Consider the following 25,975-nt stretch of genomic DNA (forward strand, 5'->3'; position numbering starts at 1 on the left):
CACATCACCAGTTCACGCCGAAGGACAGCTTGAACGAACGCGGCGGCCAGGCGATGTCCAGATACCTTTCCTGGAATTCGTCGCTGGTCCAACTGTCGTTGTAGCTCGTCCAGTTGTGCCAGTTGAAGACATTGAGCACGTCGGCACGGACGTAGAAGCTGAGATCGGTCCCCGTGTCCCAGGTCTTGGTAGCGGCGACGTCGAACTGTTTCAAACCGATCGTCTCGTCGGGCTTCCACGAGCGCCAGACGCACTGGGTGCTGCTGGTGCGGCAATCCTCCGACACCCTGCGCTCGGGGCTTTCCAGGGTCAGCTTGCCGGAGAACGTGACACCCCACGGGCCATCCCAGATGCCCGTAGCGACGAAGCGGTGTTGCGGCAGTTCGCGCGCAGGCAGCCAGCCGAACCAGCTGGTGTCGGGACGCCCGAAGATCTCCGGCCAGCCGGTGGCCGGCGAATTCTGCTCGGCGTCCGCATACGTATAGGCGAACGTGGCCGACCAGCCCGACTCTTCGGTATAGGGCTTGTCGAGCTTGAGGAACAGCGAATTCGTCTTGGTCTCGAGCATGTTGTCGGCCAGCAGGATCGTGCCGACGGGCGATGGAAAGCCCCACGGAGCGCCGGAAACATCGCCCGGGTTCTCGAAGAAGCTTCCGTCAGGACGCCGGTTGCCGAGACGAAACACGAAGCCGTCCTTGCTGCGGACGTGCGAGACGGTGATCTCGCTGTTCCACTCCGCGCCGAGCATGCCGAACACGTTACGCACACCGAGGCTGAACTGGTCGGAGTACGGGACCTTCAGGTCGTTGTTGTTGAGGTACCACTCGCGCCCGGTGGAAAGGGTCTGCGCGAGCTGCCTCAGGACCGCCGGGTCGAAATACGCGGGGTCCCACGGAATGCAGCCCGCCTCGTCGCGGCACTGCCCATCGGCTTCGATGAAGTTCGCGCGGAAGCGCGCGTACGAAGTGCGGTTGGTCTCGACCTGCAGATAGTCGAACAAGTTGCGGTCGTAAGCGCGCCCCGCTCCACCGAAGACCACGAAGCTCTGATCGGCGTTCACGTCGTAGGAGAACCCCAACCGCGGCTGCCACGCGCCCTTGAAGGCGCTCCGGTTGTTGCCGGTGCTGATGTAGTCCTCGATGTCGTAGTCGATGTTGGGCCCCTGCATCGCAGGCCATTCGCGCAAGGCCTCCACCAGTTCGGGCGGGGTCACGTGGTCCAGGTAGTTGGGCGTTTTCTCGTAGTCCCAGCGCACGCCGAAGTTGAGGGTCAGGCGGTCGTTGACTTCCCAGTCGTCCTGGACATAGATGCCGAACTGCTTGTTCTTGGACGTGGTGAAGCCCTCGGAAGTCCCCGGGATGCCGGAGCCGAACTCGACCAGATACGGCTGCTCGGTGCTCACGCCGATGTCGTAGTAGAACTGCGGATTGGCGAAGTGGCGCTCAATGGCGTTGACTTCCACGTCCTTGTACTTCACGCCCATCTTGAGGGTGTGCCCCTCCCAGCCGAAGAACGTCAGATCGTTCTGGAACCCCCAGCCCTCCTGGCCCTTGTTCTGGCTGTTGGAGCTGCCGCCGGCGTTGAGGATCGTGCCGACGTCGAGCCGCCTGCCGGGCTCGCTGAGATCGGCAACGCGCAGCAGATAGCCCGGCGCGCCGATCACGCCCTGCGGCGCCCACGAGGTGTCTTCGTAGGTGACGTGCATGTCGTTGAGCCAGCGTCCGTCGCTGTACTGCCAACGCAGGTCGTAGCGCTTGACGTCGTTGACGTTGTTGGTCGCCCGCTCCGGCAGGTTTTCCGCGCCGACGCCGATGATCTCTTCCTCTTCGCGCACCTGCGCGGACAGCTCCAGGAAATTGGCGTCGTTGATCGACCAGCTCAGCTTGCCGAAGTACATGTCCTGGTCGAACGGAGAGTTCGTGGGCCCGAGCTGCGCCAGCAGATCCGCCGGCACGTCGGCGACGTCGTAGCGGCCCTGCGACCTGAGCTCGGCCAGACGCGGATTGATGTACTCCTTCGCCTCGTAAGCCACGAAGAAGTGCAGCTTGTCGCGGATCAGCGGGCCGGCGAAGGATGCGCCGTACTGCTCTTCCTTCGATTCCACCTTCTCGCCGTCGTTCTGCTCGGCCGGCGTCATTGCGCGCCAGTCCGACGAAGTGCGATCCCAGAAGAAACTGCCCTCGAACTCGTTGGTGCCGCTGCGCGTGGCGGCGACGATCGCCGCGCTGCTGATCTGGTCGAACTCGGCCTTGTAGTTCTGGGTGATGACCTTGTACTCGCCGATCGCCGACTGCGGGAACGGATTGCCGCGGCTGGAATCCTGGCCCGAAATGCCTCCGGGCAAGGTGTAGCTCTTCTGGCCGACGCCGTCGATGAAGACGTTCACCGCGCTGGCGTTCTGCGCGCCGGACCGCAATCGCGTGTTGCCCCCGGCGTCCTGCTCGAACTTGATGCCCGGCACGGTGTCGGCGAACGCCAGGAAGTTGCGGGTGCCCTGCGGCAGCGCCTCGATCTGCTTCTGGGTGACGTAGGTGGCCACCTCCGAGGTGCGGGTCTCGACCAGGCTCTGCGCGGTCACCACCACCGCATCCATGTCGGTGGCCTCCTGCGGGCCGGTCTCGGCCACCCCGCCCACGCCCAGGTCCAGGGTCGCGGTCTGGCCGACCTGCAGGGTGACGGTGCGCGAGCTGGTCTGGCCGTTGGCGGTCACGTCCACGCGGTAGGTGCCCGGCGGCAGGCCAGCGAGGCTGTAGCTGCCGTTCGCGCTGGCCTGCACGCTGCGGCTCAGGCCGGTCGCGGTGTTGGTGGCGGTGACGCGCGCGTCGGCGGCCGGCGCGGAATCGGCGGAGACCTGGCCGCGCAGGGTCGCGCCGGTGGCCTGCGCCAGCGCGAGCGGTGCGGACAGCAGGAGGGCGCTGCCCAGCGCGCAGCTGAGCAAGGTGCGGTTGAAACTGCGGGAAGCGGAGCGCTTCGTCATGACCATTCCTCTCGGGGGGAATTCCAACTGTTCAAGGGGATGTGAAAAACGGCGGTGCACGAGACCATTGCGCGCGTGCACGCGGCGTCGAGGATCACGCGGTATCGATGGGGCGGGAGCGGCTCGATTCCCTCGCCACCAGGGCGACCGGCAGCCGGGCATCGGCCGGCGGCGGCGCGGCGGGATGGGCGAAGCGTTCGAGCAGGGTGCGCAACGCGCGGCCGCCCAGCTCGGCGATGTCCACGCGCATGGTGGTGAGCCCGGGATGCACGTACCGGGACAGGGGAATGTCGTCGAATCCGGCCAGGCCGATGTCGGCGGGCACGCGCACGCCGGCCTGGTTGAAGGCGAACAGGCAGCCCAGCGCCATCGTGTCGTTGGCGGCGAAGACCGCGTCGGGGCGCTCGCCGCCGAGCAGCGCGCGGCCGGCGGCGTGGCCGGAGGCTTCGGTGAAGTCGCCCTGCACGATCCAGGGCCGGGCCCCGGCCGCGCCCTCGGCCAGTTCGTCGCGGTAGCCGCGCAGGCGCTCGTGGGCGTCGAAGTTGTCGTCGGGCCCGGCGATGAAGGCGATGCGGCGGTGGCCGGTATCGAGCAGGTGGCGGGTCATCGCGCGCGCGCCGGCGTAGCTGTCGACGTTGATCGCGGGCAATTCGTCGCTGCGGCCGCTGTTGAGCAGCACGGTCGGCATGGCCGGCGAGAGCGACTCGCCCAGATCCTCGCGCCCGGCGACGAAGGGCGACATCAGCAGCAGGCCATCGACGCGGCCGCGCATGGCGCGCAGCGCGGCGCCCTGCTCCTCGGGGTTGCCGTGATAGCTGGAGATCAGCAGGTGCAGGCCGTGGGCGCGCGCGACCGCATCGATGCCGCGCATCAGCTCGGAGAAGAACTCGCCGTACAGGTCGGGCAGCACCACCCCGATGGTCTGGGTGCGGCGGCTGCTCAGGCTGCGCGCGGCGTGGTGCGGGCTGTAGCGCAGGCGGTCGGCGACCTCCAGCACCCGCTTGCGCACGTCCTCGGCCACGTTCTCGTGCCCGTTCAGGGCGCGCGAGACCGTGGCGACGCTGACGTTCGCTTCGCGGGCGACATCTTTGATCGTTACGCTCACCCGCCCTCCACGGCTGGGCTCCCGATTGGGCGCGGAATGTAATCGCTTCCACCCCCTGGCTGCAAAGGCGCTGCAACAAAAACCTGCCGGAGCGCGCCGCATGGCGCCGCCGGGCGCGTCGATGCGGCTGGATTGCTGCGTTGCCGCATGCCGTGCGCGCCCCGTCGGGGGTCAGTCCGGCGCGTCGGCCTGGATCGACAGCGCATGGATGTCGGTTTCCATCAGGCGCCCCAGCGCGGCGTAGATCGCCCGGTGCCGCTGCAGCGTGCCCATGCCGGCGAAGGCGTCGGCGACGATCCGGACGTGGAAATGCCCGCGTCCATCGCGCGCGCCGGCGTGCCCGGCGTGGCGGTGGCTGTCGTCGCGGATCTCGAGCTGCCGCGGCGAGAACGCGGCCTCCAGCGCCTGGCGGATGGCGGCCACGCGGGCCTCCCGCGGCAAGGCGTCGGGGTGCGGCGCCGGATCGCTCATGGCAGCACCGGGCGGAACGGGCGCACCTCGACCCGGACGTAGACGCCCGCCTCGACGTAGGGATCGGCCTCGGCCCAGTCGCGCGCTTCCTGCAGCGAACCGAACTCGGCCACCACCAGGCTGCCGCTGAAGCCGGCCGGTCCCGGATCCTCGGCATCGATGCGCGGGCACGGCCCGGCCAGCAGCAGGCGCCCGGCGTCGCGCAGCGCGGTCAGCCGCGCCAGATGGGCCGCGCGCGCGCCCTGCCGCGCCGCCAGCACGTCCTCGCCGTCGTAGCCTTCGATCGCATACCACATGGGTGTTCCACCTTCATCCGCTCGCGACTGGCGGCGGATTGTACGGGGACGGCCGCGGCGCCGCCCGGGCGGCGTGAACGCGAAGCCGCGCGCCCGCTGGACAGCCGCGGGTCGAGCCCGTAGGCTAGGTTCCAGTTTCGAGACCGGACCGCAGCGGCCGCCCATGCCCGGGCGCACGATTCGCTGTCCCACCCCGGTCCCGCCCGACGTCTCTTCCGCCATCGCGCCGCCCCGCCCGGGCGATGTCGTCCGTGGCGTCCGGCCGCCAAGCCCATGTCGCGTCCCGCATGCGCCCGTCGCATCGGACCGCCGCGTGGGCGCCCAGGGGCGACCGCCCAACCGAACGCACGCCGGCCCGGAGGGGGCCGCCTCCCGAATGACACAATCCGGTCAGCCAGCCGCGATCGCCGCGGACACCGCATCCGCGTCGCCGCCGCAGCAGCAGGAGATGCCGCTGGCGGTGGTGCACGGCCAGCCGGTGCTGCAGATCCCGCAGGACCTGTACATCCCGCCGGACGCGCTGGAGATCATCCTCGAGGCGTTCGAAGGGCCGCTGGACCTGCTGCTGTACCTGATCCGCCGGCAGAACCTCGACATCCTCGACATCCCGGTGGCGGAGATCACCCGGCAGTACGTGGACTACATCGGGGTGATGCAGGAGCTGCGCTTCGAACTGGCGGCCGAGTACCTGGTGATGGCCGCGATCCTGGCCGAGATCAAGTCGCGGATGCTGCTGCCGCGGCCGGCGGACGAGACCGGCGAGGAGGAGGACCCGCGCGCCGAGCTGGTACGGCGGCTGCAGGAGTACGAACGCTTCAAGCAGGCCGCCGAGGATCTGGACGGCCTGCCGCGGATGGAACGCGACACCGCGCCCGTTTCGGTCGAGGTGCCGGATCGGGCCACGGTGCGGCCGCCGCCGGAGGTGGACCTGCGCGAACTGCTGCTGGCGCTGCACGACGTGTTCAAGCGCGCCGAGCTGTTCACCGGGCACGCGATCAAGCGCGATGCGCTCAGCGTGCGCCAGCGCATGGGCGAGGTGCTCGCCCGGCTGCACGACGGCGCCTTCCACCGCTTCGAATCGCTGTTCGAGGCGGGCGAAGGCAAGCTCGGGGTGGTGGTCACCCTGCTCTCGCTGCTGGAACTGGCGAAGGAACGCCTGCTGGAAATCGTGCAGGAGGCGCCGCTGGCGCCGATCTACGTGAAGTCGCTGGCCACCCGCGAGGGTGGCGCGCCGGTCTCGCTGGTCAGCGAGTTCGACGAGGACATCGAGCCCCAGAGCGACGCCTGAACCCACGGCCCGCGCGTCATGCGCCCCGGCCCAACGATCGACCCATGGACCAGACACTGATCAACCGCATCGTCGAGGCCGCGCTGCTGGCGGCCAACCAGCCGCTGACCGCGGCGCAGCTCAAGGCGTTGTTCACGCTGGACGAACCCGCGCCCGAGGGCGCCATCGAGCAAGCGCTGCAGACCCTGCAGGCGCAGGCCGCCGAGCGCGGCGTCGAGCTCGTCGAGGTCGCCTCCGGCTGGCGCTACCAGGTCCGCGCCGACGTGCACCCCTGGGTGGCGCGCCTGTGGACCGAGCGCCAGACCCGCTATACCCGCGCCACCCTGGAGACGCTGGCGCTGATCGCCTATCGCCAGCCGATCACCCGCGGCGAGATCGAGCAGGTGCGCGGCGTGGCCACCAACAGCAACATCATCAAGGCGCTGGAGGAGCGCGAGTGGATCCGCGTGGTCGGCCATCGCGACGTGCCCGGCCGCCCGGAACTGCTCGGCACCACCAAGGCGTTCCTGGACTACTTCGGCCTCAAGCGCCTGGACGAACTGCCGCCGCTGTCCGAACTGAAGGACTTCGGCGAGCTGGAACCGCAGCTCGACCTGGGCGGCGCGCCCGGCGACGGCGCGATGCCGGTCGGCGACGCGCCGCTCGAGGGCGACGCCGCGACCGGCGACGACGCGCCGCCCGATCGCGAAACCGCCCCCCACGCCGACACGGGCACCGACGCCGACGCATCCGCGGCCGACGACGACGCGCCTCCCGCCAGCGGCGAAAGCGCCGCGACCGACGACCAGGCCGCCGCCGCGGCCGCCCCCACCCCCACCGACACGAACGACGCCCTCGCCGACGACGGCGACAGCACCCGGAGCGATACATGAAAGAGCACAACAAGGCCCAGGACAGCGGTTCGCGCAAGCTGTCCCTCAAGCGCGGCGATGCCGCCACACCCGCCCCGCGCCTCGAGGAGCGCCTGCACAAGGTGCTCGCCCAGGCCGGGCTCGGCTCGCGCCGGGCGCTGGAGCAGCGCATCGCCGACGGCCTGGTCAAGGTCAACGGCGAGCCGGCCCAGGTCGGCATGAGCATCGGCAGCGGCGACCGCGTCGAGATCGACGGCCGCAGCTTCGTCGCCAGCGCGCTGACCGAACCGGCGCGGGTGCTGATCTACAACAAGCCCGAGGGCGAGGTCACCACGCGCGAGGACCCCGAGGGCCGCCCGACCATCTTCGACGCCCTGCCCGTGCTCAAGGGCGCGCGCTGGATCGCCATCGGCCGCCTGGACATCAACACCACCGGCCTGCTCCTGCTCACCACCGACGGCGAGCTGGCCAACGCGATGATGCACCCCTCCTACGAGGTCGAGCGCGAGTACGTCTGCCGCGTGCGCGCGCCCGAGGGCGAGGACGTGGTCTCGGAGAAGATCGTCGACCGCCTGCGGCGCGGCGTGGCCCTGGACGACGGCCCGGCGAAGTTCGACGAGATCGAGCGCATCGGCGGCACCGATTCGCACGACTGGTTCCGGGTGGTGGTCAAGGAAGGCCGCAACCGCGAGGTGCGTCGGCTGTGGGAGTCGCAGGGCTGCCAGGTCAGCCGCCTCAAGCGCGTGCGCTACGGCCGCATCGCGCTGCCGCAGCCGCTGCTGCGCGGGCAGTCGCAGGAGCTGCCGGCGGCCCAGGTCGAGGCCCTGCGCCGCGAGCTGCAGCTGGAGGAAGGCCCGCCGCCGGCGCTGACCCTGCAGCCGGTGATCGGCCAGCGCAAGGCCGCCAAGGCGACCCTGCACGTGCCGCGCGGCGCCGGCAACGCCTACGTCAACGGCCACAACACCGCCGACGAGGGCCGCGAGCTGCGCCGTTTCGACCATGTCCGCGAGGACCGCGGCCGCCGCGGCCAGCGCAAGCCCCATGGCGGGCTGACCGTCAGCGGCGAGGCCGCGGCCAAGCAGTCGCAGAAGCCGTTCAAGCAGCGCAAGGACAAGCACAGCCGGGCGCTGCCCGAGGGCAACCCGGCCGCGTTCCGCACCTGGTACGTGCCCGAGGGCGTGGACACCGGCCCCAGCGGCCACCGCAACGCCGACGGCCGCGGCCCGAAGAAGCCCTACGGCGCGAAGAAGCGCGGCCCCGGCGCCGGCCCGGGCCAGCGCGGCCCGGGCGGACCTTCGCAGGGCGCGCGCTCCGGCGGCGCGCAGCGCGCCCGCGCGCCGTACGGCCACCCCGACAGCGCGCCCAGCTTCCCCTCCGACCACGCCCACCCCGGCGCGGCCCAGGATCGCCCGCGCGGCGCGCGCCCTGGCGCCCGCGGCCCGAAGGCGCCCGGCGGGCCGAAGGGCCCGGGCCCGCGCGGTCCCCGCGGCCCCGGCGCCGGCAATCGCCCGCCGGGCGGCCGCGGCCCGCGCGGGCGCGGCTGAGCGCCGACCGCCCGCGCGCGGTCCGCGCCCGCTACGCGGTGCCCAGGCGCCGCACCCGGCGGATCGCGTCCAGCCACAGCATGTGGGCGCGCGCCGGCGCCAGCGCGTCGTCGATGCGGACCACGCCGTTGCTGCCTTCGCGCCCCTCGGGGTCGCGGAAGGTCTGCACGGTCGGGCGCACCGCCACCACGCCGGTCACCCGGCCGCCGTCGTCCAGTTCGATCTCGACCACGGCCTCGTCGTGCAGGGCGGCGACCAGCGCCTCCAGCCGGGCGATCTCGTCCGGATCGGTATGCACGCGCGGTGCGAGCTGTCCCATGACGCGTCTCCTGCGGAAAGGGGGATGCGCGCCACTACACCGGCCGCGCCGTCAACGCCGGGGCAACGCCTCGCCCGCGGGCAGGCCGTCGAGCGCGAAGCGGTCGGCATCGAGCATCGCCGGGAAGTGTTCGTGGAACGCGTGCAGGGCCTCGGCCCGGAGCGTCGTGGTGCTGACCACCTCGTGGTCGGCCGACTCCGCCAGCGGCTTGCCGGCGAAGTCCAGCACCACGCTGTCGCCGGCGTAGTCCAGGTCGTTGCCGTCGCGACCGACGCGGTTGACCCCGGCGACGTAGCACAGGTTCTCGATCGCGCGCGCGCGCAGCAGCGTCTTCCAGGCGTAGGCGCGCGCGGCCGGCCAGTTGGCCACGAAGATCTGCAGGTCGAAATCCAGCCGCCCCGGCCGCTCCGCGTCGTAGCGGTTGCGGCAGAACACCGGGAAGCGCAGGTCGTAGCAGACCTGCAGGTTGATCCGCCAGCCGCGCCAGTCCACGCTCACGCGCTCGCGTCCCGGGGCGTAGCGCTTGTGCTCGCCGGCGTAGCGGAACAGATGGCGCTTGTCGTAGTGCGCCAGCGCGCCGTCCGGCGTGGCCCACAGCATCCGGTTGAACACGCCCTCGGGCGTGCGCAGCTGCACGCTGCCGGTCACCGCCGCGTCGAGCGCCGCGGCCTGCTCGCGCATCCAGGCCACGGTGGGGCCGTCCATGCCCTCGGCGCGGTCGATGGCATCGTTGCTGAAGCCGCTGGTGAAGGTTTCCGGCAGCACCACCACGTCGGTGATGCCGCGCAGCGGCGCGATCAGCTCGCCGTAGTAGTCCCGGTTGCCGGCGGGATCGTGCCACAGCGTGGCGCCCTGGACGGTGGAGATGCGGAGGTCGTTGCTCGGATTCACGGGGATCGCCTGCGCTGGAGGGAGAGGATCGGCCGCTAGAGGTCGCGCAACCGCTCGATCGCCGCGTCCAGCGTCGCCTCGTTCTTGGCGAAGCACAGCCGCGCCAGGCGCTGGCCGGCGGGCGGCTCGGCGTAGAACGGCGACAGTGGGATCGCGGCCACGCCGTGCTCGACGGTCAGCCAGCGGCAGAACGCGGCATCGTCCAGGTCGCTGACCTCGGCGTAGTCGACCAGCTGGAAGTAGCCGCCGGGCACCGGCAGCGGCTTGAGCCGGGTGCCGAGCAGCCGCTCTCGGAAGCCGTCGCGCTTGGCCTGGTAGAACGCGCCCAGCCCCTCGTAGTGTTCCGGCTCGGCCTCGAGCATGGCCGCGAAGGCGTGCTGGGCCGGGGCGAAGGTGCAGAAGACGTTGTACTGGTGCACCTTGCGGAACTCCGCGCTCAGGCGCGGCGGCGCGATGCAGTAGCCGATCTTCCAGCCGGTGCAGTGGTAGGTCTTGCCGAAGCTCGAGACCACGAAGGCGCGCTCGCGCAGCGCCGGGTAGCGCAGCACCGACTCGTGGCGCGCGCCGTCGAAGACGATGTGCTCGTAGACCTCGTCGGACAGCAGCACGATGCCGGTGCCGTCGAGCAGCGCCTCCAGCGCGGCCATGTCCCCGGCGGAGAACGTCGCGCCGGAAGGATTGTGCGGGGAGTTGACGATCAGCATCCGCGTGCGCGGGGTGATCGCCGCGCGCACCGCGTCCCAGTCGGCGGCGAAGCTGCGCGGGTCCAGCGGCACGTGTACCGCGCGCGCGCCGGCCAGCTCGATCGCCGGCTCGTAGCTGTCGTAGGCCGGATCGAGCACGATCACCTCGTCGCCGGCGCGCACCACCGCGTGGATGGCGTCGAACAGCGCCTCCGTCGCGCCGCTGGTCACGGTGACCTCGGCGTCCGGATCGGGCGCATGGCCGTAGACGCGCGCGGTCTTGGCGGCGATGGCCTGGCGCAGCGCCGGCACCCCGGTCATCGGCGCGTACTGGTTGTGGCCGGCGCGCATCGCCCGCGCCAGTTCCTCCACCAGCCGCGGCGGCACGTCGAAGTCCGGGAAGCCCTGCCCCAGGTTGACCGCGCCGTGCTCGGCGGCCAGTTGCGACATCACGGTGAAGATGGTGGTGCCGACGTTGGGCAGCTTGCTCTCGGGTCGCATCGCCACTGCTAGCCTGTAGAACGGATGGACCCCGGAGTGTACCCGCCGCCATGGGCGACCACGACCATGCGCATGCCGCCGCGCTGCTCGACGCCTACCTGCATGCGCGCTACGCGGTGCAGGCCGGCGGGCGCTGGCGCGCGCTGCGGATCGGCGCCCCGCCTCCGTCCGCGCTGCTGCGCGCCCTGCCCGGGGCGACGCGTTTCGGCGTGATCACCGCCTGGAATCCCGGCTCGGTACCGTGCGACGCCCGGCGCAACGCGGCGGCCGACCGGCGGCTGCGCGCGGCGCTGGACGCGCTGTCCCCGGTCGCCCCGCTGCGCACCCGCGCCTGCGCGCCGGACGGCGGCTGGCAGGAACCGGGCTGGCTGGTCCCCGGCCTGGAGGCCGCCACCCTGGATGCCCTCGCCCGCCGCTTCGGCCAGCTCGGCACGCTGCACTGGGCGGCCGGCGGCCCGGTGCGCCTGCGCATGGACGCCGCGCCGCCGCCCGGCGCCGCGGAACGATCCCCCTACGTGGACTGGCTGCGCGACTTCCGGGCCCAGCGCGCCCCGGCGACGGCCTGAGCGGAGCCGCGCGCGCCGGAAGCGGCGCCGCTTTCCCGGGCCAGCACGTCGAGCAGGAAGTCGAGCACCCGCGCGCCCTGCCCGGCCGCCACCAGCTCGCGCGCGGTCGCGCGCTGCAGCCGCTCGATCGGCACCGAGCGGTACCAGTCGCGGGCCTCCTCCGGGCCGTTGGACAACGCCTCCGCCAGCGCCAGGATCCGCCGTTCGAGCGCCGGATCGGTCATGCCGCGCCGCCCTCGTCCGCGGCGTCGATCGCGACCACGAAGCGCGCGCCGCCGCCGGCCGCGTCCTCGAACCGCACCCGCCAGTCGTGGGCGACGCAGATCTCGCGGACGATGGCCAGGCCCAGCCCGGCGCCGCCGGTGGCGTCGGGGCCGTGCCAGAAGCGCTCGAACAGGTGCGCGCGGTCCTGCGCGACCACGCCGGGCCCCTGGTCGGACACCGCGAAACCGGCCGGCGAGACCTCGAGCGTCACCTCGCCGCCGGCGGGCGAGTGCCGCACGGCGTTCTCCAGCAGGTTCTTCAACATCACGAAGACCGCGCCCTCGTCGGCCTCGACCCAGGGCTCGGCGCCGGTCCGCTCCACCCGCAGCGCGACCCCGCTGCGCTCGGCGTGCCGGGCCAGGTAGCCGGCCGCGTCGGCCGCCAGCGCCCACAGCGAACAGCGCGCGAAGCGGTAGTTGCCGGCCTCGCTGACTTCGGCCAGGTGCAGCAGCTGATTCACCTGCCGGGCCATGAGCCGGGTCTCGCGCAGCATCGCGGCCTTGTCGGTGCCCTGGCTAAGCTCGATCTCCGCCTGCAGCAGGGTCAGCGGCGTCTTCAGTTCGTGCGCGGCGGTGGCGAGGAACGTCTGCTGCACCCGGAAGCCGTGTTCGAGGCGCGCGAGCGCGGCGTTGAGGGCGTCGATCAGCGGCGCCATCTCCGCCGGCACGCCGTCCACGCGCAGGCGCGCCGACAGCGTGCGCGGGCCGATCCGGGCGGCGATCGCGGAGGCGCGCTGCAGCGGCACCATCGCGCGGCGGACGTTGCGCCAGACCACCAGCGCGAACACCGCCAGCGCGAACGAGGCCGTCGCCGCGACCGCGCCCAGGTGCAGTTCCCGCGCGTATTCGGCCAGCCGCTCCACGAAGCGGTCGCTGCGCGCGGCCACGAGCGTGTAGCGCTCGCCGTCGCGGACCACTTCGCGTTCGCGCACCCGCAGGCGCACCGGCTCGCCATCGCCGCGCAGGTCCAGCTCGGACGCGCCCGGCGGGCGGCGCTCCAGCGCCTGCAGCGCCAGGCCGGCCGGGCTGGCGAACGCCGCGCGCCCGTCGGCGCCCACGACGCGGAAGGCGGTGTCCTTGCGCAGCGCGTCGTACATGTCCGCCGAAGGCAGCGGCGCCAGCGTCGGGCGCCCGGCGCCGTCGCTGCGCAGCGCGTGCTCCAGTTCGTCCAACTCCGCGACCAGCTTGGCGTCCACTCGGCCCTCGAGGTCGCGCACGTACAACAGCGCGACGGCCAGCGCCGCGGCGGCAAGGCTTGCGGCCAGCATGCCCAGCAGCGCCGACAGCATCAGCCGCCCGGACAGGCTAGCCGGCCACATCGCCGGCCTCCAGCGCGAACCCCTGGCCGCGGGTGTTGACCAGCGCCAGCCCCGCGCCGATCGCCGCCAGCTTCCGGCGCAGGCGATGCACCGCCACGTCGAGCGCGTTCGGCGTCACCGCCTCGGTCAGCCCCCAGGCCGCCTGTTCCAGGCTGTGGCGGCGCACGGTGCGCCCCTGCGCCCGCACCAGGCAGAGCATCAGTTGCAGCTCTGCCGGCGCCAGCGTCGCCACCTGGTCGCCCACGCGCATGCACCCGCCCTCCGGGTCCACGCTGAGCCCCGCGTAGGCGAACTCGACCGGCTGCAGCGCCGGGGCCCGGCGCAGCAGCGCGCGCACCCGCGCCACCAGTTCCTCCATGGCGAACGGCTTGGGCAGGTAGTCGTCGGCGCCGGCCTCCAGCCCGTCGACGCGGTCGCGCAGCGCGTCGCGGGCGGTCAGCATCAGGCAGGGCGTCAGGCAACCGGCCGCGCGCAGGCGCCGGACCAGGGACAGGCCGTCGCCGCCGGGCAGCCCGCGATCGACGATCATCGCCGCGTACTCGCGCTCGCCGAGCGCCGGCCAGGCCGATTCGAGGGTATGGAAGACGTCGGCGGCGATCCCGGCCGCGTGCAGCCCGCGCACGATCAGGTCGGCGATGCGCGCATGGTCTTCGACGAGGGCGATGCGGCTCATGGGCGACGACCGGGGCGGACGGCGGAGGGGAGGCGTTCGGACCGGGCGCGTCGCCCCGATCGGAGTGCGCGCACTGGCGCCGGCGGTTGCGCCCGGGCGCAACCGCGGCCCTCGCGCGCCGCGGACCGGCGCGCGGCGCCGGCGCGGCGACGGCCCGCTGCGCGGCACCGCAGGCCGCCGGCCACGGCGCGCACGCCGTCATGGTAGTGCGCTGGGCCGTCCGGCGGGCAACGCGCGCCGAGGCCGAGCGCGATCGCGCCGCCGCGGCCGAAGGCGTCCGCGCGGCGCCCGGACGGTCGGTCGGGGACGCCGCGACCGGGGGGCTCGGCGCGGGGCGGCGCGGCGGGAGACAGGCGGGCGATGGCGTGCCTTTGCATGACGGCGATCGTCGGCGGGGGCCGCCACCCTGCCCGCTCGCGACTTACCGCCGACTTACGCGCTCGCGCCCGGCGGCCCGGGACGGCGGCACGGTAGAATGGCGCGTCTCCAGCCGCCGCCGCGCGCGTCGCGCCCGCCGAATGCCAGAATCCCCAGCGCCCCCGCCGCTGCTCGCCGCGCGGGGCCTCACCTTCAGCCGCGACGACCGCCCGGTGTTCGGGCCGCTGGCGTTCTCGGTGGATGCGGGCGAGGCGCTGCTGGTGCGCGGCGGCAACGGCGCCGGCAAGACCACGCTGCTGCGGGTGCTGGCCGGGCTGTTGCGCGCCGACGCCGGCGAGGTCGAGATCGACGGCCGCCCCACCGCCACGGCGCTGCGCGCGCGCGCCATCGCCTACCTCGGCCACCTGCCGGGGCTCAAGGCCGATCTCACCGCGCTGGAGAACCTGCGCTTCCTGTGCGGCCTGCACGGGCTGCGCCCGGGCCAGGGCCTGGAGCCGGCGCTGGCCACCGTCGGCCTGGCCGGCTACGAGGACACGCCGGCGCGCAAGCTGTCGGCCGGGCAGAAGAAGCGCCTGTCGCTGGCCCGGCTGTGGCTGTCGCCGGCGCCGCTGTGGCTGCTCGACGAACCCTACGCCAACCTCGATCTGGACGGCATCGGGCTGGTCAACCGCATGGTCCAGGCGCAGCTGCGCGCCGGCGGCGCCGCGCTGGTGACCACCCACGGCGCCTACGCCGCGCCGCCGGTGCGTACCCGCGAGCTGGTGCTGGGCGACGCGCCGGCCCCCGCCGCCACGGGGGCGGCCGCGTGAGCCGGCCCTCGCTCCACGGCACCGCCGCCGCGCTGGCCGCGCGCGATCTGCGCCTGCTCTGGCGGCGCCGCGGCGATGCGCTGCAGCCGGCGCTGTTCGCGCTGCTGGTGGTGGTGCTGTTCGGCCTCGCCCTGGGCGGCGACGCCGACACCCTGGCCGGGGTGGCCGCCGGCGTGCTGTGGGTCTCGGTGCTGCTGTCGGGCCTGCTCGCGCTGGACACGCTGTTCCGCGGCGACGCCGAGGACGGCTCGCTGGAGCAGTGGATGCTCTCCCCGGTGCCGCTGGCCTGGCTGGTGCTGGTGCGCACGGCGCTGCACTGGGCCACCACCGCGCTGCCGCTGATCGTCGCCGCGCCGCTTTTGGCCGAGCTGATGCAGTTGCCGCGCGCGCAACTGCCCACCCTGCTCGCCGGGCTCGCGCTCGGCACGCCGCTGCTGAGCCTGATCGGCGCGGTCGTGGCCGCCTTGACCGTCGGGATGCGCCGGTCCGGTATCCTACTGGCCCTGCTGGCGCTGCCGCTGTACGTGCCGGTGCTGGTGTTCGGCGCCGGCAGCGTCGCCCAGGCGGGACAGGGACAGGATCCGAGCGGCGGTCTGCTGCTGCTGGCCGCGGGACTCGTGCTGGCGATCGTGCTGGCGCCGGTCGCGGCGGCGGCCGCCATCCGGATCGCCCTGAATTGACCGCCGCGCCCTCACGCCAACGACCCCCGGCTCGCCGCCGGGGGGGGTAGCCAAGAAATGAATCCTGTCGTCCGCTGGTTCCACCAACTCGGCTCGCCGCCCTACTTCGACCGCTTCGCCGCGCGCTGGGCGCCGTGGGCGTACGCGCTCGGCCTGCTGACGATGGCCTGGGGCGCCTACGGCGCGCTGTTCCTGGTGCCGGCCGACTACCAGCAGGGCGACAGCTTCCGCATCCTCTACATCCACGTGCCCAGCGCCTGGATGAGCCTGGCGGTGTACGGGCTGATGGCGCTGTACGCGGCGATCGCGCTGGTCTGGCGGATCAAGCTGTGCGAGATCCTGGCCATGGCCTGCGCGCCGATCGGCGCCGCCTTCACCCTGATCACGCTGGTCACCGGCAGCATCTGGGGCCGGCCGATGTGGGGCACCTGGTGGGACTGGGACCCGCGGCTGACCACGGAACTGATCCTGCTGTTCATGTACCTCGGCGTGATCGGCCTGTACCAGGCGATCGAGGATCGCCGCGCCGCCGCGCGCGCGGCCTCGATGCTGGCCATCGTCGGCGTCGCCCTGCTGCCGGTGATCCGCTACTCGGTGGTGTGGTGGAACTCGCTCCACCAGGGACAGACGATCCGCATCTTCGGCGAGTCCTCGATGGACCCGAGCATGATGCCGCCGCTGGTGTGGATGCTGGTCGGCACCAAGCTGTGGTTCGTCGGCTCGCTGCTCAACCGCGCCCGCGGCGACAACCTCTACCGCGAAGGCGGCAAGGACTGGGTGCGCAAGCTCGCGGAGGAGCGCGCATGAGCTACGCCGGCTACGTGCTCGCCGCCTACCTGTGCTTCGCCGCGGTGCTGCTGTGGGACTTCGTGGCCCCGCGCATCCGCATCCGCCGCCTGCTGCGCGGTGTGCGCCTGCTGTCCGCGCGCCGCTCGGCCGGCGCCAGGCCGCAGACCGAGGAGTTGACCCGATGAACCCGATCCGACGCCGCCGCCTGTGGTTCGTGGTCGCGCTGGTGGCCGCCGCCGGCCTGGCGACCGCCCTGGTCGCGCTGGCCCTGCAGCGCAACATCGCCTACCTGTACACCCCCGCCGAGATCCTCGACGGCCGCGCCGGCGCGTCCGTCGCCTCCGGCCAGGCGCGCTTCCGGCTGGGCGGGATGGTCGCCGAGGGGTCCTTCCAGCGCGACTCGGGCTCGCTCGACTCGCGCTTCGTGGTCACCGACGGCGACGCGGTGCTGCCGGTGGTCTACACCGGCCTGCTGCCGGATCTGTTCCGCGAGAACCAGGCGGTGGTCGCCACCGGCCGCATGCGCGACGGCACCTTCGTCGCCGAGGAAGTGCTGGCCAAGCACGACGAGACCTACGTGCCCAAGGAGGTCGCCGACAAGATGGGCCTGGCGCACGAGAAGCACGGCGTGGACGCCCCGGCCGCATCGCCCGCGGAGCGGGCGCCGTGATCGGCGTGAAGGCGGGACTGGAACGCGCCGGGACCCGGGACCCGGGACTCCATGAAGCCGGGACCCGGGACCCGGGACTCGGGACTCGGAAAGGCAATGGCAGAGGCGGTGCCGACCGGGCGTGCCGCAGGAAAGCGAACGCACCCAGTTGGAGCGGGTGTGTCGTTTTTCCCGAGTCCCGAGTCCCGAGTCCCGAGTCCCGGCGTTGCCCCCATGCTGCCTGAGCTCGGACAAGTCGCGCTGCTGCTGGCGCTGATCGCCTCGGCGGTGCAGACCGCGCTGCCGCTGTTCGGCGCGCAGCGCGGCATCGCCGCCTGGATGGACACCGCGCGCCCGGCCGCCTACGTGCAGCTGGCGCTGGTCTTGCTGGCCTATGCGCTGTTGACCTGGGCCTTCGTCGCGCAGGATTTCTCGGTGCGCTACGTGGCCGAGAACTCCAACACGCTGCTGCCGATGGCCTACCGGATCACCGCGGTCTGGGGCAACCACGAGGGCTCGCTGCTGTTCTGGGTGCTGGTCATCGCGCTGTGGAACGGCGCGGTGGCGCGCTTCTCGCGCAGCCTGCCGCCGGAGGTGATCGCGCGGGTGCTGGCGACGATGGGCGCGGTGTCGCTGGGCTTTCTCGCCTTCCTGATCTTCACCAGCAACCCGTTCGAGCGCCTGCTGCCGGCGGCGATCGAGGGCCGCGACCTCAACCCGCTGCTGCAGGACCCGGGGATGATCGTGCACCCGCCGATGCTCTACATCGGCTACGCCGGCTTCGTGGTGCCGTTCGCCTTCGCCATCGCCGCCCTGCTCGACGGGCGCGTGGACGCGCGCTGGCTGCGCTGGACCCGGCCGTGGACCAACGTGGCCTGGGCGTTCCTGACCGTGGGCATCGCGCTGGGCAGCTGGTGGGCCTACTACGAGCTGGGCTGGGGCGGCTGGTGGTTCTGGGACCCGGTGGAGAACGCCAGCTTCATGCCCTGGCTGGCCGGCGCGGCGCTGATCCACTCGCAGGCGGTCACCGAGAAGCGCGGCAGCTTCCGCGGCTGGACCCTGCTGCTGGCCATCGCCACCTTCTCGCTGTCGCTGCTGGGCGCGTTCCTGGTCCGCTCGGGCGTGCTGACCAGCGTGCACAGCTTCGCCGCCGATCCCTCGCGCGGCCTGTTCATCCTGGTCTTCCTCGGCATCGTGGTCGGCGGCTCGCTGCTGCTGTACGCGCTGCGCGCGCCCGACGCCGAGGACGGCAAGCCGTTCGCCGGCGCCTCGCGCGAGACCCTGCTGCTGCTCAACAACCTGCTGCTGGTGGCCGCCTGCGCGATGGTGCTGCTGGGCACGCTGTACCCGCTGCTGGCCGACGCGCTGGACCTGGGCAAGATCTCGGTCGGCCCGCCCTACTTCGGCCTGCTGTTCCTGCTGCTGATGACGCCGCTGGTGCTGCTGCTGCCGTTCGGCCCGCTGGTGCGCTGGCAGCGCGACGAACCGCGCAGGGCGATGCGCGCGCTCGCGCCGTGGGCGGTGCTGGCCCTGCTGACCGGCGCGGTCGGCTTCTTCATCGCGCCGCAGGGCCCGTGGAAGGTCGCAATGGGCCTGACCGGCGCGGTCTGGGTGGCGGCCGGCACGGCCTACTTCGCCTGGACGCGGGTGCGCGGCCGCGGTCGCTTCACCCCGGAAATGACCGGCATGCTGCTGGCCCACCTGGGCGTGGCCGTGTTCGTGGTCGGCGCGCTGCTGGTGGAGGCGATGAACGTGCAGCGCGAGGTCGCGCTGCGGCCGGGCGAGACGCTGGAGGTCGGCGGCCACGCGTTCCGCTTCGAGGGCGTGGGCCGCGTGCAGGGGCCGAACTACCTCGCCGACCGCGGCAGCGTGACCCTGCTGCGCGACGGCCGCGAGGTCGCGGTACTGCACCCGGAGAAGCGCCACTACGCCAGCGGCGGCCAGGTCATGACCGAGGCCGCGATCCACGCCGGCGTGCTCGGCGACGTCTACGTCGCGCTCGGCGAGCCGCTGGGCGACGAGGCCTGGGCGGTGCGCGCCCACGCCAAGCCCTTCGTGCGCTGGATCTGGGCGGGCGCGGCGCTGATGGCGCTGGGCGGCCTGGTGACCGCCTTCGACCGCCGCTTCCGCCCGGCGCGCCGCACCGCGCCCGCGGCCCTGGAACCGGGAGACGCGCGATGAAACTGCAACGCTGGCTGCCGCTGGCCGTGTTCGCCGCCGTCGCCGTGCTGCTGGCCGCCGGCGTCTGGCTCAGCCGCGACCCCGCCCGCGACGCCCTGCCCTCGCCGCTGATCGGCAAGCCCGCGCCGGCGTTCCGGCTGCCGGTGCTGCACGAGGCCGGCCGCCTGGTGACCGACCAGGACCTGCGCGGCGCGCCGTACGTGCTCAACGTCTGGGGCAGCTGGTGCCCGGAGTGCCGCAACGAACACGGCGTGCTGACCCGCTTCGCCGAGACCCGGCGCGTGCGCGTGATCGGCTACAACTGGAAGGACGAGCGCGCCGACGCGCTGCGCTGGCTGGAGCGCTACGGCAACCCCTACTGGGTGGTGCTGGTGGACTACGACGGCCGCACCGCCATCGAATGGGGCATCTACGGCGCGCCGGAGACGTTCCTGGTCGATGCCGAGGGCGTGGTGCGCTGGAAGCACGTGGGCCCGATGACCGACGAGGACGTGCGCGATCGCCTGCTGCCCGCGCTGGAGGCGATCGGCGGATGAGGATCCTGCTGCTCGCCCTGCTGCTGGCCTGCTGGCCGCCGGCGATCCTGGCCCAGGCGGCGCAGGACCCGGCGCCGCTGGAGTTCGCCGACGGCGCCGAGGAGGCGCGCTTCCGCGCCCTGGTCGCCGAGCTGCGCTGCGTGATGTGCCAGAACCAGTCGCTGGCCGATTCCAACGCGCAGATCGCCCACGACCTGCGTCGCGAGGTGCTGACGCTGATGCGCGACGGCATGAGCGATGCGCAGGTGCGCCAGCACCTGGTCGAACGCTACGGCGAGTTCGTGCTGTACCGGCCGCGCCTGGGCGCGCAGACCTGGCTGCTGTGGTTCGGCCCGGCGCTGGTGCTGCTGGCCGGCGGCGTGGTGGTGGCGCGGATCGTGCGCCGCCGCGCCCAGGGCCGCCCGGTCCCCCCAGACGACAGCCAGGAGTGGTGATGGCGACCTATCTCGTCCTGGCCGCGCTGCTGGCCGTGGCCACCGGCGTGGCGCTGGCCTGGCCGCTGCGGCGCTCGCGCGCGGCCTTCGCCGCGATCGCGGTCTCGGTGCCGCTGCTGGCGCTGTGCCTGTACCAGTTCGTCGGCACGCCGGGCGCGCTCGACCCGGCGCAACGCAAGGCGCCGGAGACGCTGGAGGAGGCGATCGCGCAACTGCAGGCCGACCTGGAGCGCGACCCGCGCCAGATCGACGGCTGGCGCCTGCTGGGCCGCGCGCTGCAGCAGCAGGGCCGCGCCGCGCAAGCGCGCGACGCCTTCGCCCGCGCCGCGGCGCTGGCGCCCGACGACCTGCCCGCGCAGATCGAATACGCCGAATCGCGCTCGCGCGCCGATCCGCAGCGCCGCTTCGACGAGATCGCGCTGCAGACCCTGGAGCGCGTGCTGCGGCTCGACCCCGGGCAGGAACGCGCGCGCCTGTTCCTGGGCATCGCCTATCGCCAGCACGGCCGCGATGCCGAGGCGGCGCAGACCTGGGAGCCGCTGCTGGCCGCGCTCGGCGCCGAGGCCGCCGGCGGGCTGCGCGAGCAGATCGACGCGGCGCGCCGCGCCGCCGGCCTGGACCCGCTGCCGGAACCGGCCGCCGACGCCGCGCCCGGCCTGCGGGTGCGGGTGTCGCTCGATCCGGCGTTCGCCTCGCGCGTGCGCCTGGACCCGGAGGCCGTCGTCTTCGTCATCGCGCGCGCGCCCGGCGGCCCGCCGATGCCGGTCGCCGTGCAGCGCCGCCGCGTGGCCGAACTGCCGCTGGAGCTCACCCTGACCGACCGCGACAGCCCGATGCCGACGCAGCCGCTGTCGGCGCTGCGGGAGGTCGAGGTGCTGGCGCGGATATCCGCCTCCGGCGACGCCACGCCCGCCGAAGGCGACCCGGCCTCGTTCCCGGCGCGCGTGTCCCTGCCCGCCGACGGCGCGGTCGAGCTGGTGCTGGGCGCGCCTCCCGGCTGATCGCCCGCCAGCGCGCCGGCACCCGCCGCTTCACCCCGCTGCGGCGCCCCACGGCCGCACCACCAGCAGCGCCCCGGCGGCGACCAGCAGCGCGCCCAGGATCCGCATCCAGTCGGCCGGTCGCGGCGTGGACAGCACGCCGAAGTGGTCGAGCAGCAGCGAGCCGGCCAGCTGCCCCAGCACGATCAGGCAGATCAGCGAGGCCGCGCCGAGCCGCGTCACCAGCACCGTGGCGCTGAGGATGTAGGCCGCGCCGAGCAGGCCGCCCAGCCAGATCCAGGCCGGCAGCTGCACCAGTGCGGACATGGGCGGCAGCCGCGTGCGCGCGGCCAGCAGCGCCGCGCCCAGCGCCAGCGTGCCGACCAGGAAGGACATGAAGGCGGCGAACAGCGATCCGCTGGTCGTCTGCCCCAGCCGCGCGTTGATCAGCGCCTGCAACGGCAGCACCATGCCCACCGCGAGCGCGATGCCGCCGGCGATCCAAGGATTCATCCGCGATCTCCCGTCGAATGCGCCAGTCTAGAACGTCCCGCACGGCGGCTGCGCCACGCGTCGCGACGGGAACGCGGCGCCGATCGCCCTCCCCGCGCGGCAACGCGTCCGCTGCGGCCATGCGCGAGCCGCTCTCGCGCCGCCTGGCGCGCTACGCGGACCGTCGCGAGGGCGCGTCGAACTCCAGCAGCGGTCCCTGCGGCACGATGCCGCTCGGATTGATATGACGATGGCTCTGGTAGTAGTGGCGCTTGATGTGCGCGAAGTCCACCGTCGGCGCGACCGCCGGATGCGCGTACAGCGCGCGGGTGTAGTCCCACAGCGCCGGGTAGTCGGCCAGCCGCCGCAGGTTGCACTTGAAATGCCCGTGGTAGACCGGGTCGAAGCGCAGCAGCGTGGTGAACAGCCGCCAGTCGGCCTCGGTGAGCGCGGCGCCGCACAGGAAGCGGCTGCGCGACAGGCGCGCCTCCAGCCAGTCCAGGGTCTCGAACACGCCGGCCACGGCTTCATCGTAGGCCGCCTGGCTGCGCGCGAAGCCGGCCTTGTAGACGCCGTTGTTGAGCCCGTCGTAGACGCGCGCGTTGATCGCGTCGATCTCCTCGCGCAGGGCCTCGGGCCGGTAGTCGCCCGGCGCCGCGCCGACCGCGTCGAAGGCGTCGTTGAACATGCGCAGGATGTCGGCCGATTCGTTGCTGACGATGCGCGAGGTCGCCTTGTCCCACAGCACCGGCACGGTGACCCGCCCCGTGTAGCCGGGATCGGACCTGGCGTAGAGCTGCCACAGCGCATCGGCGCCGAGAACCGGGTCCGGGATCACCCCGGGCCCCGGCGCGAAGGTCCAGCCCTGATCGGCCATCAGCCAGTGCGTGACCGACAGGCCCACGATCTCCTGCAGCCCCTTCAGCTCGCGGAAGATCGCGGTGCGGTGCGCCCACGGGCAGGCGCGCGCGACGTACAGGTGATAGCGCCCCGGCTCGGCGGCGAAGCCGCCCTCGCCGCTGGGGCCGGGCCGGCCGTCGGCGGTGACCCAGTGGCGCAACGCGGAGGCCGGCCGCTGCAGGCGCCCGGCTTCGTCGACGGGGATCTCCGCATCGGGCGTCCAGCGCCCGTCCACCAGCATGCCCATCGTGCCGCTCCGCCTTCGCGCCGATCGCGCACGCGCCATGGTGCCCGCATCCGGGTCGACGCGGCGTGCCCGCGTGCGCGCTCCGTCTAGCGGCGACCGCCGCGCCGCAGCGTCGCCGCGTCGCTCCAGGGCCACCAGCCCGCGCCGGTCATCGCGTAGCGGTCGGCGGCGCGCTCGAAGCGGTTGCGCACGCCGATGCCGCCGCAGGCGAAGTACAGCGGCAGGAACAACGGACCGAGCGCCATGTACTGGTACACGTGCGCGCGTTCGTGGTCGCCCAGCCGGATCTGCGGATCGACGCAGTGGCCGGCGCGGTGGGCGTAGGTCGCGCAGGCGACGTCGAGGTCCGGGCCGGTGCTCAGGATGACGTTGCCCAGCGTCATCGCCCCGCCCGGCCCCCAGGGATAGCGCGAGAACACCAGCGCCTGCTCGGCCGCCGACCAGCGCACGCGCGCGCCGCGCGCGAGGCCCGCGGCGCCGGCGACCAGGCCCAGCAGAGTGTTGGGCGCCGTCCAGGCCATGCCGGCGAGGCGCAGCAGCGTTCGGCCCGTCGCCGGGCGCGGCATCGATCAGTCGCCCTCCGGCATCACCAGCCAGAGCACGAGGTAGACCAGCAGCCCGGGGAAGGCCGCCGACAGGACCGAGACCACGATGTAGCCCACGCGCACCCAGGTGGGGTTCCAGCCGAAGCGGCGCGCGATGCCGGCGAGCACGCCGGCGACGACGCGATCGTTGAGGGACCTGGTCAGGGGGCGGGGCTGGCTCATGGCGGCATGCGTTCGCGGGGCGACCCGCCGAGTCTAGCCCGGCGCGGCGGCAACGGCGCGTGAGCCCGCCCGGCGCGCGGCAGCGGTCCGCGCGCGCGTCAGCCCGAGCGCGCGCGCAGCCACTCGTGGATGGCGGTGGGCACTTCCTTCTGCGCGCGCCCGGAAACGTAGATGCCGATATGGCCGCCGCGGAAGGAAAGCTCCGAGTAGTCGCGGCTGCCGACCAGCTCGCGCAGCGGACGCGAGGCCGAGGGCGGCACCAGGTGATCCTGCTCGGCGTAGATGTTGAGCACCGGCATTTCCACCAGCCCCAGGTGCACCTCGCGATCGCCGATGACGATGCCGCCGCGCACGAAGCCGTTGCCCTGGTAGAACTGCTTGACGAACTGGCGGAAGGCTTCGCCGGCCTGGTCGGGCGAATCGAAGATCCACTTCTCCATGCGCAGGAAGTCCTCGACCGCCTTGCGGTCGTCGAGGATGTCCACCAGCCCGACGTACTTCTGCACGAACAGCCGCCATGGCTTCAGCGTGAGGTAGCACAGGTTCATCAGGTCGGCCGGCACGTTGCCCAGGGTGTCGACGAACAGGTCCACGTCGAGCTCGCGGGTCCAGTGCGAGAGCATGTTGTCTGGCGTGTGGAAATCGACCGGCGTCACCATGGTGATCAGGTTGCGCACCCGCTCGGGGTGGAGCGCCGCCTGGCACAGCGAGAACGTGCCGCCCTGGCACACGCCGAGCAGATCGATCGCGTCCACGCCGTGGGCGCGGCGCAGGTGGTCGATCGCGCCGCCGAGGAAGCGCTCGATGTAGTCCTCCAGGGTGAGGAAGCGATCGGAGCGGTCGGGATAGCCCCAGTCGATGATGTACACGTCCTCGCCCAGCGCGAGCAGGTTGCGCACCAGCGAGCGGTCGGCCTGCAGATCCACCATGTAGGGGCGGTTGACCAGCGCGTAGCAGATCAGCAGCGGCACGCTGGAGGTGGGCGCGCGCTCGCCGCGGAAGCGGTACAGCACCGTCTTGCCGTCGCGCCAGACCTCCTCGCGCGGCGTCGCGCCGAAGTCGGTGTCGCCCAGGTCGCGCAGCGTGCGCAGGCCGGCGGCGAGCTTCTGCTGGGTCTGCAGCGTCTCGGCGATCACCCGGTCGATGCCGAAGTTCAGCGGGCCGGTCATGTCAGCGCTTCCTCTTCTTCAGGGGCGCCGGCGCGGCCGGCATGGCCTCGGCGGCCGAGAACAGCGCGCGCTGCCCGCCGCGCGCCGGCGCCGCCGCGCGCGAGGCGGCGGGCGCTGCGGCGCGCTTGCCGCGCGCGGCGCCTCGCGGCGACGGGCGCGGCTCCACGGGCGCGGCGGTCGCGGCGCCGGCCGCTCGCGACGTCGCCTGCGCCGCATCGAGCAGGCGACGGACCTGGCGCTCCAGTTCCACGATCTTGCGGTGCGCGCCGTCGAGTTCGCTGCGCGTGGGCATGTCGAACAGCGCGCAGACCGCCTCCACCTCGCGCTGCACGCCCTGGCGCAGGCGCATCTGCGCGTCCACCAGTCCGGCGTAGACGCTGCGGAACTCCGGCGCGAGCGCGACCGCCGCGTAGGCGTCCTCGGCCGCGTCGATCCACAGGTCGAACAGCGCGCGCGGCGATTCGATCTGCAGGCCCGGCTGCTCGCGCTCGGCCAGCTTGCGCTCGAAGCGCACGAACGCATCCTGCAGCGCGCGCGCCATCAGCGCGTTGTACGCCTCCAGCTTCTCCTGCAGCTGCAGTTGCGCCACGCCCAGCGCCTGCCAGCGCGCCTGCTGCTCGCGCGCGGGGCCGAACGCCGGCACCTGCAGCCACGACCGGGCCTCGCCCCGCAACGCGGCCAGGTAGGGCGCGGCCTGCTGCCACCAGGCGTCCGGGCCGCGGCTGCCCGCGCCCTGCTGCATCTGCGACAGCAGCGAAGCGAAGGGGTTGGCGCCGTCGGCGGTCAGCAGCCGCTTCCAGGCCTCCACCACGTCGGCGGCGCTGCTCTCGCGACCGGCGAACTGGGCGGCGATCTGCTGCAGCTGCGCATACCACCGGCGGGCGTGGGCATCGAAGCGCGCGACGGCCTCGTCGGCCTGTCCGCCGCCGCCGCGGGCGAACGGCGCCCACCAGGCGAACGGGTCCGGCGCGCCGTCGCCGGGCCGGGCGAAGCCCGCGGCGGCCAGGCCGATGCCCGCCGGGCCGAACCCGGGAGCGCCGCCGCCGGACGCGGCGAATGGCGGGCCCGCCGGCGCGGCCTGCTGCAGCGCATCGCGCCAGGCGCCCCAGAACCGGCGCGCGAGCGCATCGAAATCCGCCGTCGCCGCGGCGAAGGCCTCCTGCGGTGGATCGTCAGCCATGGGACCTCCCGGGTATCGCCCGATCATAGCGCGGCGA

Annotated in this window: 29 protein-coding genes; 13 read left to right on the plus strand and 16 right to left on the minus strand. The window is 73.1% G+C overall.

The features are described 5' to 3' along the window. Positions 1 to 4: 4 nt before the first annotated feature. The 4 genes from Z164_RS0110990 to Z164_RS0111005 all read right to left on the minus strand — a co-directional run bounded on the left by Z164_RS0110990 (position 5) and on the right by Z164_RS0111005 (position 4,849). Entirely contained in the window at positions 5 to 2,977 is a 2,973-nt protein-coding gene (locus tag Z164_RS0110990) for a TonB-dependent receptor (protein ID WP_043689860.1), read from the minus strand. 94 nt (positions 2,978 to 3,071) lie between these two features. Then, a complete protein-coding gene (locus Z164_RS20415; protein ID WP_052338420.1) occupies positions 3,072 to 4,082 on the minus strand; it encodes a LacI family DNA-binding transcriptional regulator in 1,011 nt (336 codons plus the stop codon). A gap of 171 nt (positions 4,083 to 4,253) precedes the next feature. Continuing rightward, positions 4,254 to 4,553 carry a BolA family protein gene (locus tag Z164_RS0111000; protein WP_052338421.1) on the minus strand — a complete coding sequence of 100 codons (300 nt, stop codon included), beginning with the start codon at positions 4,551 to 4,553 and terminating at the stop codon, positions 4,254 to 4,256. Beyond that, the gene (locus tag Z164_RS0111005; protein WP_024890750.1) at positions 4,550 to 4,849 is read right to left on the minus strand and encodes a YciI family protein; all 300 of its coding nucleotides are present in this window, start codon (positions 4,847 to 4,849) and stop codon (positions 4,550 to 4,552) included. The genes Z164_RS0111000 and Z164_RS0111005 overlap by 4 nt, the downstream gene beginning before the upstream one ends. Positions 4,850 to 5,225: 376 nt before the next feature. Here Z164_RS0111005 and Z164_RS0111010 point away from each other — a divergent pair, with 376 nt between their 5' ends. Genes Z164_RS0111010 through Z164_RS0111020 form a run of 3 tightly spaced genes read left to right on the plus strand, consistent with a single transcriptional unit; the run spans position 5,226 to position 8,532 of the window. Further along, complete coding sequence (locus Z164_RS0111010) at positions 5,226 to 6,137, plus strand: segregation and condensation protein A (RefSeq protein WP_043689862.1); 912 nt, start codon at positions 5,226 to 5,228, stop codon at positions 6,135 to 6,137. A 44-nt stretch (positions 6,138 to 6,181) separates the two neighbouring features. Then, on the plus strand, positions 6,182 to 7,009 hold the full coding sequence (scpB, locus tag Z164_RS0111015) for an SMC-Scp complex subunit ScpB (protein ID WP_024890752.1): 828 nt from the start codon (positions 6,182 to 6,184) through the stop codon (positions 7,007 to 7,009). Next, on the plus strand, positions 7,006 to 8,532 hold the full coding sequence (locus tag Z164_RS0111020) for a pseudouridine synthase (protein ID WP_024890753.1): 1,527 nt from the start codon (positions 7,006 to 7,008) through the stop codon (positions 8,530 to 8,532). The genes scpB and Z164_RS0111020 overlap by 4 nt, the downstream gene beginning before the upstream one ends. 31 nt (positions 8,533 to 8,563) lie before the next feature. Here Z164_RS0111020 and Z164_RS0111025 read toward each other — a convergent pair whose 3' ends face one another. From Z164_RS0111025 to Z164_RS0111035, 3 genes are read right to left on the minus strand one after another with little or no spacing between them, the layout of a single operon-like run. After that, positions 8,564 to 8,851, minus strand: a complete 288-nt coding sequence (locus Z164_RS0111025) for a DUF3247 family protein (protein WP_024890754.1) — start codon at positions 8,849 to 8,851, stop codon at positions 8,564 to 8,566. A 51-nt stretch (positions 8,852 to 8,902) separates the two neighbouring features. Next, positions 8,903 to 9,742 carry an amidohydrolase gene (locus Z164_RS0111030; RefSeq protein ID WP_024890755.1) on the minus strand — a complete coding sequence of 280 codons (840 nt, stop codon included), beginning with the start codon at positions 9,740 to 9,742 and terminating at the stop codon, positions 8,903 to 8,905. Positions 9,743 to 9,777: 35 nt separating this feature from the next. Then, positions 9,778 to 10,926, minus strand: coding sequence for a pyridoxal phosphate-dependent aminotransferase (locus tag Z164_RS0111035; protein WP_024890756.1), 1,149 nt, complete (start codon positions 10,924 to 10,926; stop codon positions 9,778 to 9,780). A gap of 50 nt (positions 10,927 to 10,976) precedes the next feature. On the opposite strand from Z164_RS0111035, the gene Z164_RS20420 reads away from it, so the two are divergent. Next, the gene (locus Z164_RS20420; protein ID WP_024890757.1) at positions 10,977 to 11,492 is read left to right on the plus strand and encodes a DUF3293 domain-containing protein; all 516 of its coding nucleotides are present in this window, start codon (positions 10,977 to 10,979) and stop codon (positions 11,490 to 11,492) included. On the opposite strand, the gene Z164_RS0111045 is transcribed toward Z164_RS20420, so the two are convergent. Genes Z164_RS0111045 through Z164_RS0111055 form a run of 3 tightly spaced genes read right to left on the minus strand, consistent with a single transcriptional unit; the run spans position 11,438 to position 13,747 of the window. Further along, the gene (locus tag Z164_RS0111045; RefSeq protein WP_024890758.1) at positions 11,438 to 11,716 is read right to left on the minus strand and encodes a hypothetical protein; all 279 of its coding nucleotides are present in this window, start codon (positions 11,714 to 11,716) and stop codon (positions 11,438 to 11,440) included. The two genes, Z164_RS20420 and Z164_RS0111045, sit on opposite strands and share 55 nt — an antisense overlap. Next, a complete protein-coding gene (locus Z164_RS0111050; protein ID WP_024890759.1) occupies positions 11,713 to 13,074 on the minus strand; it encodes a sensor histidine kinase in 1,362 nt (453 codons plus the stop codon). The genes Z164_RS0111045 and Z164_RS0111050 overlap by 4 nt, the downstream gene beginning before the upstream one ends. After that, a complete protein-coding gene (locus Z164_RS0111055; RefSeq protein WP_024890760.1) occupies positions 13,061 to 13,747 on the minus strand; it encodes a response regulator transcription factor in 687 nt (228 codons plus the stop codon). The genes Z164_RS0111050 and Z164_RS0111055 overlap by 14 nt, the downstream gene beginning before the upstream one ends. 518 nt (positions 13,748 to 14,265) lie before the next feature. Here Z164_RS0111055 and ccmA point away from each other — a divergent pair. From ccmA to Z164_RS0111100, 9 genes are all read left to right on the plus strand, one after another. Next, a complete protein-coding gene (ccmA, locus tag Z164_RS0111060) occupies positions 14,266 to 14,934 on the plus strand; it encodes a heme ABC exporter ATP-binding protein CcmA (protein ID WP_024890761.1) in 669 nt (222 codons plus the stop codon). Then, positions 14,931 to 15,614: a heme exporter protein CcmB gene (ccmB, locus tag Z164_RS0111065; protein WP_024890762.1), complete on the plus strand. Its 684-nt coding sequence runs from the start codon at positions 14,931 to 14,933 to the stop codon at positions 15,612 to 15,614. The genes ccmA and ccmB overlap by 4 nt, the downstream gene beginning before the upstream one ends. Before the next feature lie 57 nt (positions 15,615 to 15,671). Continuing rightward, on the plus strand, positions 15,672 to 16,421 hold the full coding sequence (locus Z164_RS0111070; RefSeq protein ID WP_024890763.1) for a heme ABC transporter permease: 750 nt from the start codon (positions 15,672 to 15,674) through the stop codon (positions 16,419 to 16,421). Further along, the gene (ccmD, locus tag Z164_RS0111075) at positions 16,418 to 16,588 is read left to right on the plus strand and encodes a heme exporter protein CcmD (RefSeq protein ID WP_024890764.1); all 171 of its coding nucleotides are present in this window, start codon (positions 16,418 to 16,420) and stop codon (positions 16,586 to 16,588) included. Before Z164_RS0111070 ends, ccmD begins: the two co-directional genes overlap by 4 nt. Further along, positions 16,585 to 17,073 (plus strand): cytochrome c maturation protein CcmE, encoded by a 489-nt coding sequence (ccmE, locus tag Z164_RS0111080; protein WP_024890765.1) that lies wholly within the window; start codon positions 16,585 to 16,587, stop codon positions 17,071 to 17,073. The genes ccmD and ccmE overlap by 4 nt, the downstream gene beginning before the upstream one ends. A gap of 213 nt (positions 17,074 to 17,286) precedes the next feature. Next, positions 17,287 to 19,233, plus strand: a complete 1,947-nt coding sequence (locus Z164_RS0111085) for a heme lyase CcmF/NrfE family subunit (protein ID WP_024890766.1) — start codon at positions 17,287 to 17,289, stop codon at positions 19,231 to 19,233. Continuing rightward, on the plus strand, positions 19,230 to 19,769 hold the full coding sequence (locus Z164_RS0111090) for a DsbE family thiol:disulfide interchange protein (protein WP_024890767.1): 540 nt from the start codon (positions 19,230 to 19,232) through the stop codon (positions 19,767 to 19,769). The genes Z164_RS0111085 and Z164_RS0111090 overlap by 4 nt, the downstream gene beginning before the upstream one ends. Beyond that, on the plus strand, positions 19,766 to 20,203 hold the full coding sequence (locus Z164_RS0111095) for a cytochrome c-type biogenesis protein (RefSeq protein ID WP_024890768.1): 438 nt from the start codon (positions 19,766 to 19,768) through the stop codon (positions 20,201 to 20,203). Before Z164_RS0111090 ends, Z164_RS0111095 begins: the two co-directional genes overlap by 4 nt. Beyond that, positions 20,203 to 21,204: a tetratricopeptide repeat protein gene (locus tag Z164_RS0111100; RefSeq protein WP_024890769.1), complete on the plus strand. Its 1,002-nt coding sequence runs from the start codon at positions 20,203 to 20,205 to the stop codon at positions 21,202 to 21,204. Before Z164_RS0111095 ends, Z164_RS0111100 begins: the two co-directional genes overlap by 1 nt. 30 nt (positions 21,205 to 21,234) lie before the next feature. Here the strand turns inward: Z164_RS0111100 and Z164_RS0111105 are convergent, their stop codons facing one another. From Z164_RS0111105 to Z164_RS0111130, 6 genes are all read right to left on the minus strand, one after another. Then, positions 21,235 to 21,696, minus strand: coding sequence for a DMT family transporter (locus Z164_RS0111105; RefSeq protein ID WP_024890770.1), 462 nt, complete (start codon positions 21,694 to 21,696; stop codon positions 21,235 to 21,237). Between the two features lie 151 nt (positions 21,697 to 21,847). After that, on the minus strand, positions 21,848 to 22,822 hold the full coding sequence (locus tag Z164_RS0111110) for a glutathione S-transferase family protein (protein ID WP_024890771.1): 975 nt from the start codon (positions 22,820 to 22,822) through the stop codon (positions 21,848 to 21,850). Between the two features lie 86 nt (positions 22,823 to 22,908). Beyond that, positions 22,909 to 23,388: a hypothetical protein gene (locus Z164_RS0111115; protein WP_024890772.1), complete on the minus strand. Its 480-nt coding sequence runs from the start codon at positions 23,386 to 23,388 to the stop codon at positions 22,909 to 22,911. 3 nt (positions 23,389 to 23,391) lie between these two features. Beyond that, complete coding sequence (locus Z164_RS0111120) at positions 23,392 to 23,589, minus strand: PspC domain-containing protein (protein WP_024890773.1); 198 nt, start codon at positions 23,587 to 23,589, stop codon at positions 23,392 to 23,394. A 98-nt stretch (positions 23,590 to 23,687) separates the two neighbouring features. After that, positions 23,688 to 24,758, minus strand: coding sequence for a class III poly(R)-hydroxyalkanoic acid synthase subunit PhaC (locus Z164_RS0111125; RefSeq protein ID WP_024890774.1), 1,071 nt, complete (start codon positions 24,756 to 24,758; stop codon positions 23,688 to 23,690). A gap of 1 nt (position 24,759) precedes the next feature. Further along, on the minus strand, positions 24,760 to 25,938 hold the full coding sequence (locus tag Z164_RS0111130) for a poly(R)-hydroxyalkanoic acid synthase subunit PhaE (RefSeq protein WP_024890775.1): 1,179 nt from the start codon (positions 25,936 to 25,938) through the stop codon (positions 24,760 to 24,762). Between the last annotated feature and the right edge of the window lie 37 nt (positions 25,939 to 25,975).

Source organism: Luteimonas huabeiensis HB2, from assembly GCF_000559025.1.
In the GTDB taxonomy this organism is placed as follows: Bacteria; Pseudomonadota; Gammaproteobacteria; order Xanthomonadales; family Xanthomonadaceae; genus Luteimonas; species Luteimonas huabeiensis.